General features: G+C 68.9%; 7 protein-coding genes. 1 reads left to right on the forward strand and 6 read right to left on the reverse strand.

The genetic code is table 11. The annotated features are described in order from the left end of the window. Window positions 1-615: 615 nt before the first annotated feature. The 3 genes from QMG73_RS36395 to QMG73_RS36405 form a co-directional block, all read right to left on the reverse strand. Window positions 616-1,437 (reverse strand): carbohydrate ABC transporter permease, encoded by an 822-nt coding sequence (locus tag QMG73_RS36395; protein ID WP_281903491.1) that lies wholly within the window; start codon window positions 1,435-1,437, stop codon window positions 616-618. A gap of 1 nt (window position 1,438) precedes the next feature. After that, complete coding sequence (locus QMG73_RS36400; RefSeq protein WP_281903492.1) at window positions 1,439-2,335, reverse strand: carbohydrate ABC transporter permease; 897 nt, start codon at window positions 2,333-2,335, stop codon at window positions 1,439-1,441. 91 nt (window positions 2,336-2,426) lie between these two features. After that, window positions 2,427-3,704, reverse strand: a complete 1,278-nt coding sequence (locus tag QMG73_RS36405) for an ABC transporter substrate-binding protein (RefSeq protein ID WP_281903493.1) — start codon at window positions 3,702-3,704, stop codon at window positions 2,427-2,429. A gap of 167 nt (window positions 3,705-3,871) precedes the next feature. Between QMG73_RS36405 and QMG73_RS36410 the strand changes: the two genes are divergently transcribed. Further along, a complete protein-coding gene (locus tag QMG73_RS36410) occupies window positions 3,872-5,818 on the forward strand; it encodes a beta-galactosidase (RefSeq protein WP_281903494.1) in 1,947 nt (648 codons plus the stop codon). Window positions 5,819-6,071: 253 nt separating this feature from the next. On the opposite strand, the gene QMG73_RS36415 is transcribed toward QMG73_RS36410, so the two are convergent. Genes QMG73_RS36415 through QMG73_RS36425 form a run of 3 tightly spaced genes read right to left on the reverse strand, consistent with a single transcriptional unit; the run spans window position 6,072 to window position 10,648 of the window. Continuing rightward, a complete protein-coding gene (locus QMG73_RS36415) occupies window positions 6,072-7,934 on the reverse strand; it encodes a glycoside hydrolase (RefSeq protein ID WP_281903495.1) in 1,863 nt (620 codons plus the stop codon). 14 nt (window positions 7,935-7,948) lie between these two features. After that, window positions 7,949-9,169, reverse strand: coding sequence for an ROK family protein (locus tag QMG73_RS36420; protein ID WP_281903496.1), 1,221 nt, complete (start codon window positions 9,167-9,169; stop codon window positions 7,949-7,951). Between the two features lie 33 nt (window positions 9,170-9,202). Continuing rightward, entirely contained in the window at window positions 9,203-10,648 is a 1,446-nt protein-coding gene (locus tag QMG73_RS36425) for an RICIN domain-containing protein (RefSeq protein WP_281903497.1), read from the reverse strand. Window positions 10,649-10,724 lie beyond the last annotated feature (76 nt).

Consider the following 10,724-nt stretch of genomic DNA (forward strand, 5'->3'; position numbering starts at 1 on the left):
GCCTCGACCACGTCGCCGACGAACTCAACACAAGACCCCGAATGACCCTCGGCTGGGCCAACCCAGCTGACAAAATGGCCCAACTACTCGGTGTTGCAACCACCGGTTGAGCTCGCCATAGCGACGGTCCAGCGCCAAGATCTGACCGCGCGCGCGACTTGGTGGGGGTGAGCTGGGATCTTGCGCCCCACCAAGCCGGATATATCCGGACGCAAGATCCCAGCCTGCCCCACCAAGCCAGGCCGCCCGCTCCGCCCAGGCCCGGGCGCGCGGCGCGGGCGCGGGCGCGCGGCGCAGGCGCGGGGCGCCACGGCGTGGGCCCAGCGCCGATCAAGGGCGCTTGCGTGGATCAAGGGCAAATGCACGCGAAAAAGAGATCCAACCACGTGCATTCGCCCTTGATCGGCGGAAAAGGCCGGCGCACGCGGGCCGCGGGTGCTAGCGGGGCCGCGGGTGCTTGCCGGGCCGTGGACGTAAGGCCCACGGGGTGTGGGGCGCGGGGGGTGAGGCTGCGGGAGCTACGGTCTGGTGCGCGGCGGGCGTCGCGGTAGCTCGGAAAGCCTTGATTACAACGGAGCCTGGCCTCCGATGTGGACGCCAGGCTCCGATGTCCTTTCAGCCCTTGATGCCGGTCATCATGACGCCGCGCACGATGTAGCGCTGCGCCAGAAGGAAGACCAGCGCCAGCGGGATCACCGAGACGACCGCGCTGGCGAACAGCGCGGGCAGGTTGATCGACTGCGAGGTGAGGTTGGTGGACATGGCTACCTGGACGGTCCAGAACGCGGGGTCCTGGCCGATGACGAGTGGCCAGAGGAACGAGTTCCAGTGCTCGATGAACGACAGTACGCCCAGCGCGGCCAGCAGCCCGCCCGAGTTGGGCAGCGCGAGGCGGGCGAAGACGCCGAGGTGGCCGAGGCCGTCGACGCGGCCGGCGTCTTCCATCTCCGCCGGGAAGCGCAGGTAGAAGCCGCGGAACAGCAGTACCGCGAACGCGTTGAACAGGCCCGGAACGATGAGGCCCCACAGCGTGTTGACGCCGCCCATCGAGCCGACCACGACGAACGTCGGCACGAACGTGGCCGCTCCCGGCACCATCATTGTCACGATGATGAGGGCGAACACCGGTTTGGCGGCGGCCACCTTGATGCGGGCCAGCGCGTAGCCGGCCATCGCGGCGAGCAATGTGGACACTGGTGCCGAGACGACCGCGACGATGGTGGAGTTCAGCAGTGCCCGGCCGAGGGGCACGCTGGAGTTGCTGAACGCGTCTTTGAAGCCCTGGAAGCTGATTTCGCTGGGCCACCAGGCCCAGTCGAGGCCGCCGAGTTCCTGCTGGCTCATCAACGAGTTTCGCAGCAGCAGGTAGAACGGGAAGAGGAACGGGATCGCGAACACGATCGCCGCCAAGTAGGTGCCGACGCGGGCGTTCTTCACGTCAGTCCTCCTTCCCGAAACCGGTGATGCGGCTCTGCAGCAGCGTGAACCCGACGATCAGCAGGGTCACGACGAACGCGCCGGCTGAGCCGAGGCCGTAGTCTTGCTGGCCCATGGCCACGTCGTACAGGTAGACCAGCGGCGGCCGGCCGTCCGGACCAGGCGCGCCGGCCAGGCCGGTCGACAGCAGGTTGTAGAACTCGTCGAACGCCTGGAACGACGCGATGATCAGCAGCATCGTGACCGCGACCGACGTGTTGCGCAGCAACGGGAACGTGATGTGGCGGAACAGTTTCCACTCGCTGCGCGCGCCGTCGACGCGGGCCGCCTCGTACAGTTCGGCGGGGATGTTCTGGATCGCGGCGAGGAACAGGATCATGTACAGGCCGACCTGGAGCCACAGCCGCACCGTGATGATCACGATCCAGTACAGGGGCGGGTCGACGGTGGCGATCCACGCGGTCGGCTCCTGCCCGAACAGGCCGGCCAGCGAGTTGGCCGCGCTCGCCGGCACTCCGCTGAACAGGCTCATCTTCCACACCAGCGAAGCGACCACATAGGACACCGCGGCGGGGATGAAGAACGTGGTGCGGAAGAACGCCCGCCCGCGGCGCAGCCGGTTGACGAGCACCGCCAGCCCCAGCGAGATGCCGAACGTGATCGGCACGATCACCAGGGTGAACAGCACGATCATCCACAGCGCGTCCTGGAACCGCGGATCGTTGAACAGCTGCCGGTAGTTGTCGATGCCGACCCAGTTGCCGAGCGAGATCGTGCCGCGGGCCTCGCTGAAGCTCAGCAGGAAGCCCCAGGCCATGGCGACGTACTTGAAGATCACCAGGCCGACGACGATGGGCGCGGTCAGCAGGATGAAGGCCCGCCAGGCCGGCCAGTCCACGCGGCGGCGCCGCGCCCCCACATTGCCCTGTGGGGAACGCGGCGCCGTTTCCGCGCCCGATGAGGCGGTACGGAGGGACACCGTATGCGCCTCAGACCTGCGGCAGCGCGTCGAGTGCCGACTGCGACTGGGCCTGCGCCTTGGTCAGCGTGGCGGTCGCGTCCGCGTTCTTCTTGATGATGTCGGAGACCGCGTCGTCGTACGGCTTCTGCACCGACGGCGCCCACAGCGCGGTGTTCCGGATGCCGTACTGGTTGAGGATGTCGACGGCTTCCTTGGCCTCGCCCGACTGCAGCGGCGTGGCGGAGGCGGCGGTCGAGGCGCGCGGCGGCACGTGGAAGCCGTAGCTGAGCGCCCAGTCCTTCTGCACGTCGGCGTTCTGCAGCCAGAGGTACTGCACGTACTTCTTGGCCGCCTCGATGTTCTTGCTCTTGCCGTTGACCACCTGCGACCAGCCGCCCAGGATCACGACCGGCTTGCCGTTCGGACCGTGCTTGGGCCAGGGCAGCAGGCCGAAGTCGCCGGCGAGCTGCTTCTGCAGCGCCGGGAGCGCCCACATGCCGCCCCACGAGATGGCGGTGGCGCCGGAGATGAGCGCGTCCGGCTGGTACCACTCGGTGGTGTAGTTGAGCAGCATCGAGTTGTTCGTGAACATCTGCCGGGCCACGGTCAGCGCGTCGGCGATCTCGGGAGTCGCGTAGACCGCCTTGCGGCCGTCCAGGTACTGCTGGCCGGTCGAGAACGCGATCACGCCGCGCATGCCGGCGATGCCGTCGTTGCCGACGAAGATGCCCTTGGTCTTGCCCTTGGTCAGCGCCTTGGACGCGGCGACCAGGTCGGTCAGCGTGGTCGGCGGCTGGATGCCCGCGGCGGTGAGCAGGCTCTTGCGGTAGTACAGGTACATGACGTCGATGATCATGGGGACGCCGTACGTCTTGCCGCTGTGCGTGAGCGCGCTGAGCGCGTGCTCGTTGAGCTCGCTCTTGGCCGAACCGATGATGTCGTCCAGCGGCGTGACCTGCTGCTGCTGGACCATGTCGGGCGTGACTTCGTTGATCTCGTAGATGTCGGGGCCATCGGGCGTCAGCACGGAAGACTGCCACTTGGTCTTGTAGTCACCGGGCACCCAGGTGACCTTGACGGCCACGTCCGGGTTGGCCTTGGTGTAGTCGGCGGCGTAGCGCATCGCGGCCTCGCGGGTGCCCTGCTCGCCGTACTCGTGGTACCAGTGGTTCAGCGTGATCTTGGCATCGCCGGAGCCGGAACCCGTGGGGTCCGAGGTGCAGGCGTTCAGCGCGACGCCACCGACGAACAGCAGCGAGGTACCCAGGAAGCTACGGCGGGAGAAGCCGGGGGTTGATCCGCTCATGATGCGACGTCTTTCTTCTCGTAGTTAGATACGCATCGACAGGTCAAAACGTTTCGGTCCAGTTAAGTGAGGCGTACTCTAGGTATCCGCAACCACTTCGTCAAGGCCAAAGAATAAGTGTTGCCAACCCGTTGACGCGGCCTTCTTGGGTGTGGACGATCTCCGCCATGGCCTTCGACATTCCCCTACTTTCCGGCTTCGCCTTCGGCGGCGACTACAGCGCCGAGCAGTGGCCCGAAGAGGTGTGGACCGAAGACCTCCGGCTGATGAAACAGGCCGGCGTCAACCTCGCCACCGTCGGCGTCTTCTCGTGGGCGATGCTGGAGACGGCGCCCGGCCGGTACGAGTTCGGCTGGCTCGACCGGGTCATGGACCTGCTCGCCGCGCACGGCGTCGCCGCCGACCTGGCCACCGCGACGGCCACACCGCCGCCGTGGTTCAGCCACAAGCATCCCGAGTCGCTGCCCGTCGGCCCCGACGGGCAGCGTCTCTGGTACGGCAGCCGGCAGTCGTACTGTCCAAGCTCGCCCGCGTACCGGGACGCGACGGTGGCGCTCGTAGAGCAGCTCGCCAACCGGTACACCGGGCATCCGGCTCTCGCCATGTGGCACATCAACAACGAGTACGGCTGCCACATCGCGCGCTGCTGGTGCGACACGTCGGCGGCGGCGTTCCGCCGGTGGCTCCAGGACCGGTACGAGACCGTCGACGCGCTCAACGCCGCCTGGGGCACCGCGTTCTGGTCCCAGCGGTACACCTCCTTCGACGAGATCATCCCGCCCCGGCAGACGCCCAGTTTCACCAATCCGACGCAGCAGCTGGACTTCTACCGGTTCTCGTCGGACGAGCTGCTGGCGTGCTACCGCGCGGAACGCGACGTGCTGCGCCGCCTCTCCCCCGGCCTGCCGATCACCACGAACTTCCTCAACGACGGCTGGAAGGTCGACTTCTGGGCGTGGGCGTCCGAAGTGGACGTCGTGGCCATGGACCACTACCTGTTCGCCGACCGTGCCGACCCCTACGCGAACCTGGCGTTCATAGCCGACCTGGCCCGCTCGCTCGCCGGCCGCCGGCCCTGGATGCTGATGGAGCACGCCACCAGCGCCGTCAACTGGCAGCCGCGCAACCTCGCCAAGCCGCCCGGCCGGCTGCGCCGCGACTCCCTCGGGCACGTCGCGCGCGGTGCCGACGCCGTCCTGTACTTCCAGTGGCGCGCGTCCCGTGCCGGTGCCGAGAAGTGGCACTCCGGCATGGTGCCGCACGCCGGCACCGACACCAAGGTGTGGCGCGAGGTCGTCGGCCTCGGCGCGGAGCTCGGCGCCCTCGGCGGCGTGACCGGCAGCGAGGTGGTCGCCGACGTGGCGATCCTGCTCGACTGGTCGAGCCTGTGGGCGCAGAGCCACCCCAGCCAGCCGAGCGTCGATATGGACCCGGTGGCGTTCACCGAGCAGTGGCACGCGGCGCTGCGGGCCGCCACGATCACGTGCGACTTCGCGCCGGCCGGTGCGGACCTGTCACGGTACAAGCTGGTGCTGGCGCCGGCGCTGCACCTGGTGAGCGACGCGGACGCGCTAAAAGTGGCGTCCTATGTAGACAATGGTGGAACCTTGTTGGTGGGGCCTTACAGCGGCGTCGTCGACGAGAACGACCACATCCGGCTCGGCGGGTACGGCGCGTGGCGCGACCTGACCGGCGTGCACGTGGAGGAGTTCTTCCCCCTCGAATCCGGCGGGCAGGTGGCACTGTCGAACGGCGCGTCCGGTCGGGTGTGGACCGAGCTCGCGACGGCGGTCGACGCCGAGGTCCTCGTGTCGTACTCCGACGGACCGCTGGCCGGGACGCCGGCGCTGACCCGGCGCTCGCACGGTGCCGGGACCGCCTACTACCTGACCACTCACCTGGACGACGCGGAGGTGCGGGCGCTGCTGGTGCGGGTGGCGGGAGCTGCAGGCGTGGCCCCGATCCTGGCCGACCCGCCGCCCGGCGTCGAGGCCGTGCAGCGCCGCCACCCCGACGGCCGCACCTACACCTTCCTGACCAACGACTCAGACGCCGAGGTGCGCGTGGCCGACACGCCCATCCCGCCCCACACGATGACCATCCTCGGCCCGTAACCCCGCGATCCCGCCCGCTTGCGCCCGCGCGGCCTCTCGCGCCCGCGCGGCCTCTCGCGCCCGCGCGCCGGCCCCTCTCTCCCGCCGATCAAGGGCGAACGCACGTGGTTGGATCTCTTTTCCGCGTGCGTTTGCCCTTGATCGATGAAGATCGCCTTGATCGACGGACGCGGCCGCGCCGGCCCCAGCGGCCGTAGCGGCCCCGCCGGCCGCGACGGCCCCGCCGGCCCCGCCGGCTGCGGCAAGCGTTCGGTTAGGGGCGGTGCCAGCTCTGGTTCGCCGCGCCGTGGCAGGTCCAGAGGATCAGTAGCGCGCCGTTCGCGGTCGAGGCGCTCGTCACGTCTACGCACTTGCCGGACTGCTCGCCGATCACCACGCCATTGGCGTTCAGGCGCCACTTCTGGCTCGCGGCGCCGGTGCAGTCGTTGATGACCGCCCGATCGGCGACACCGTCCAGGCACTTGCCGCCGTAGACGCGGAACTCCTTCGCCGCGGTCTGCGACCAGCTCTGGTTCGTGCCGCCGTTGCACGTGTAGACGGCGGTCTGGGTGCCGTTGGCGGTCGCGCCGCCCGGCACCTCCAGGCACTTGCCGGACGCCGCGCCGGTCAGCGGGCTGGTGATCGATGTGGTGGCACCGCCGTTGTGCGGCAGGACGTACGTGGTGATGCTGCGCCCCGGCAGCGTCGCCGTCACCGCGCTGCCGGAGATCGTCGGGGCGGCCGCCGAGGCCATGCTCTCCGTGGCGCTGGTGCGGTACGCCGACCCGGCCGACACGGCGCTCTTCGTGTTGAAATTGACGGTCAGCGACGTACTGGCCGTGTTGAGGTTGTTGACGACCAGCGTCCACACTCCATTGTGGTCAAAGGCGGACACCTGCACGCCGCTCGGCACGCCGGTCACGTTGTGCCGCACCGCGCCCGGCCGCACGAACCGGCTGTAGTGTGCCAGCCCGTAATAGCGCTTCGTCACGTACAGGGACTGGTTGCCGTTGCTGGCGTAGTTCGGGTCGTAGTAGATGAGGCCGTCGTTCCAGCCGGACGAGTTGGCCCGGTTCTGGCAGCCGGCGCTGGTGGTCGGCGCACACCCGATCATCGGCGACAGCGCGGTCCACCAGTGGAAGGCGGTGTCGTACGTGACGTTCAGGTCCCGGTAGATCTTCTCGGAGATGCCGAGGCCGGCGGTGATCGTGGGGTCGTACCCCTGCGCCCAGCCGCCTCCGACCGCGGTGTAGCAACAGATCTCGCTCGCCCACGTCTTCTTCCCGTTGGCCCGGCCGACGTTCATCGCGGCCGTGCGCGCGGCGTCGTTGGGGTTGTCGTACGTGTGGTGGGCCAGGTTCGACACGTACTGGGCGGTGCCACCCTGCCCGATCCACTGTGGAACCTCCGAGTTGAACCCGCCGACCGAGCTTGACTCGTCGGCGCTGACGGCCGTCGACAGGCCGCGCGAGGCCAGTGTGGAGCCGAGCGCGCGTACCAGATCGTCGCGCTGGGCCACGGGCACCAGCATGCCCTCCTGGCCGCAGGCGCTGAAGCTGTTGGCCGGCTCGTTCATCGGGCTGATGTAGTCAAGGTGGACGCCGGCACTGTCGAAGCGGGCGGCGATGTCGGCCAGGTACGTGGCGAACGCCTGGGTGCTGCCCGCGACGAGCGTGCCGCCGCAGCTCTGCCCGTTGCTGGTCCACGCGCCCGGTGCGCTGTTGACGAAGCCGAGCAGGTCGCGCACGCCCATGTCCGACGCGTACTGGAGGAACATCCGCCCACCCGCGTCCCGGTTCCAGTCATAGCCGCCGGACGGCGTGCGGAAGGTCTGTGGCGCGCGGACCGGGTTCGTGACCGCCGTGCCACCGCCCCCGATGTTGTATCGGTACGCGCTCAGCGCGAGCCCGCCGGACCCGAAGAGCAGGTCGACGACCTGCTGGCGCGCCGCGGGCGCGAAGTTCACCAGGTCGTTCGGCCACCAGGCGCCCGAAGCACCGAAGTTGTCGATGGTCTGCGCCGGCGCCGGGGAGACCTCGGCCGCGACGGCGGCGCGTGCCGGCGCGGCGACCAGGAGGGCGGCGGTCAGCCCGAGGACAGGCACCAGGGCGGCGGCAAGCTTTCGGGAAGCGCGCATACGGTACCTCCGGGTCAGGTTTGGCGGACGAGACCTCCGGCGTTGGTACCGATGGCGGAGAGGAAGCGTTCCAGGGCGAAGGTCGCCGCGCCGAGGCTCACCGGGTTGCCGGCGATGCGGCACAGCGTGATCTCGGTGGCCGCGAGCGGGCGGCGCAGCGCGTGCCGGCCGACGACGGCGCGGACCTCGGCGAGCAGGGCGTCGCCGAGCAGGCCGGCGACCCAGCTGCTGAGCACCACGACCTCGGGGTTGACGAGGTTGATGAGGTCGGCGACGGCGACGCCGAGGTACCGCGCGGTCTCGGTGACCACCTTGGCGGCCACCGGGTCGCCGTCGGCCACCCCGCGAGCGAGCGCCTCGATCGTGGCGGTCTGGTCGTCGGTGTGCAGGAATGGGCTGTTCGGTGCGAGGTCGCGCAGGTTCTGCATGATGCCGGGCGCGCCGACGTACGTCTCGACGCAGCCCCGGCTGCCGCAGTGGCAGAGGCGCCCGTCGACGACGAGCGTCGTGTGACCCCATTCGCCCGCGCTGTTGGTGGCGCCCCGGTACAGCGCGCCGCCGAACGCGAGGCCGGCGCCGACGCCGGTGCCGAGGTTGACCACGACGACGTCGTCGCGCCCGCGCCCGGCGCCGAACCACAGCTCGGCCACCACGCAGGCGCGCAGCGGGTTGTCCAGGTACAGCGGCATGTCCAGGGAGCGCGCGAGCAGGCTGCGCAGCGGCACGTCGTGCCAGTCCCAGTTGGGCGCGAAGACGGACACCCCGCCCTCGCGGTCGACCTGGCCCGGCACGCTTATCCCCGCGCCGAGCACGCGGTCGTGCCCGACGCCCGCCGTGGCCAGCGCCGACTCGACGCTGGACACGACGTGCGCCACGACCTGATCGGGGCGGTTCTCCTCGGGGTGCAGCTCTTCCTCGACACTGGCGAGTACTGTCAGCGCGGGATCGAAGAGCTCGACATGCACGTACGTCTCCGCCACGTCGATGCCGACCAGGACACCGCCGTTGGGGTTTATGGCAACCAGGCCGCGCGGCCTGCCGCCACCCGAGTCCTGGTAGCCGACCTCGACGAGCAGCCCCAACTCGAGCAATTCGCCCACGAGGTTCGAGACCGTGGCGAGGCTCAGGCCGGTGTCGCTGGCGATCTGCTGGCGGGACACGGTGGCGGACGCGATGATGTGCCGTAGCACCTCGAAGCGGTTCGCTACCCGAATATCTCTGGACGTACGCTTCACGTGCAAACTGTAACCCTTCGACGAACCCTTAGATTACGGCGCTCCGGTCCGTTGCCACTGCTGATTCGTACCACCCGAGCAGGCGTACTGGATGGCCCTGGCACCCGCGGTCGTCGATCCGCTCACAATGTCCAGACATTTGCCGCTGTGCCGGGCGGTGAGCCGCCAATAGCCGCTGCCCACGTCGGTGATCTGCCACTGCTGGTTGGTGCCGCTGCCGCAGGTCTGCTGGGTCACCCGCACCCCGTCGGCGGTCGACGACGACGGCACGGTGAGGCACTTGTTGCTGTGCCGCGCGATGAGCTGGTGGTACCCGGTGCCGAGGTCGAGCGGCTGCCAGTGCTGGTTCGCGCCGCCGTTGCACCCGTACTGCGCCACCTCGCTGCCGTCGGCGGTCGACTGGTTGGGCACGTCGAGGCACTGTCCACTGTGGCGAGGGCGGAGCGTCTCGTACGCGTTGCCGGAGCCGTTGCCGCTCACCACGCCGGTGGCGGTGTCGATGTTCACGCGGGGGTACCAGCTCATCGACAGGGACGTGTTGGACGGGAAGGACAGCGGCAGCCACACGTACTTGGAGTCGTTCGCCTTGCCGCTCCAGGCGCCCGCCCACCGGTCGCCCAGGTAGAGGTACGAGGTGGTCGAGGTGCCCTGCACCGGCAGGACGTACGCGGACTGCGAGCCGTACGTGATGCTGTTGCCGACGTTCGTCGGCGAGGTCCAGGTGCCCGCGATGCTGCTGGCGGTCGCGTACCTGGCCTGGTTGGGCGCCCAGCCGGTGGCGCCCGAGGTGAACAGGAAGTACACCCCGTTGCGCTTGAACATCGCCGGAGCCTCGCGGTAGTTGCCGGGCCACAGCGTGTGGACAAGGCTGGCAACCCCGAGGTAGTCGGAGGTCAGGCGATAGATGTTGAGGTCGGCGTTCACGCGGGTCGAGGAGATGAGGTACGCGCTGCCGTCGTCATCGCGGAACACGGTCATGTCCCGCGAGTCGTACCCGAGAGGGCGGAAGCTGCCGCGGTACGTGTAGTTGCCGTCCACGGTGGACGATGTGGCGACCGCGACCCGGGCCTGCCCGTAGTCGGAGCCGTTCTCCCAGTGCATCCAGAGCACGTACTGCCCGGTGGACGAGTTGTAGATGACCTTCGGGCGCTCGATGTTGCTGACGTTCAGCTCGGCGGCTGAGCTCTGGGTCAGCACGTTGTTGCGGAACTCCCAGTTACGCAGGTCGGTGGAGCGGTAGACGGAGACGTACCGGAAGGTGTTGTTGTCGTTGCGGTTCTCGCCGAACCAGTAGTAGTAGCTACCGACCTTGATCATCCCGCCGCCGTGGGCGTGCAGCGGGTTGCCGGACGTGTCGGTGAACTGGACGCCGTTGGTGACCGTGACGGTCGCGGCGCGGGCGGCGGTCGGGAAGGCGAGCAGAAGGACAAGCCCTGCCAGCGCTGCCGCCAGCTGTCTTGCGCGCGGTGCCCTGCGCATGTGACCTCCTTATTTGGGGGCTTATGATAAGCACGCGACATAGTGCGAGCGCTAGACCTTCATCGATGCCTTACGC

This window comes from Phytohabitans aurantiacus (genome assembly GCF_027923225.1).
GTDB lineage: Bacteria > Actinomycetota > Actinomycetes > Mycobacteriales > Micromonosporaceae > Phytohabitans > Phytohabitans aurantiacus.

Bases quoted from the DNA above. Each gene is read 5' to 3' on its own strand.
- QMG73_RS36405 (WP_281903493.1), bottom strand. From the start codon at position 3,704: ATGAGCGGATCAACCCCCGGCTTCTCCCGCCGTAGCTTCCTGGGTACC.
- QMG73_RS36410 (WP_281903494.1), top strand. From the start codon at position 3,872: ATGGCCTTCGACATTCCCCTACTTTCCGGCTTCGCCTTCGGCGGCGAC.
- QMG73_RS36415 (WP_281903495.1), bottom strand. From the start codon at position 7,934: ATGCGCGCTTCCCGAAAGCTTGCCGCCGCCCTGGTGCCTGTCCTCGGG.
- QMG73_RS36425 (WP_281903497.1), bottom strand. From the start codon at position 10,648: ATGCGCAGGGCACCGCGCGCAAGACAGCTGGCGGCAGCGCTGGCAGGG.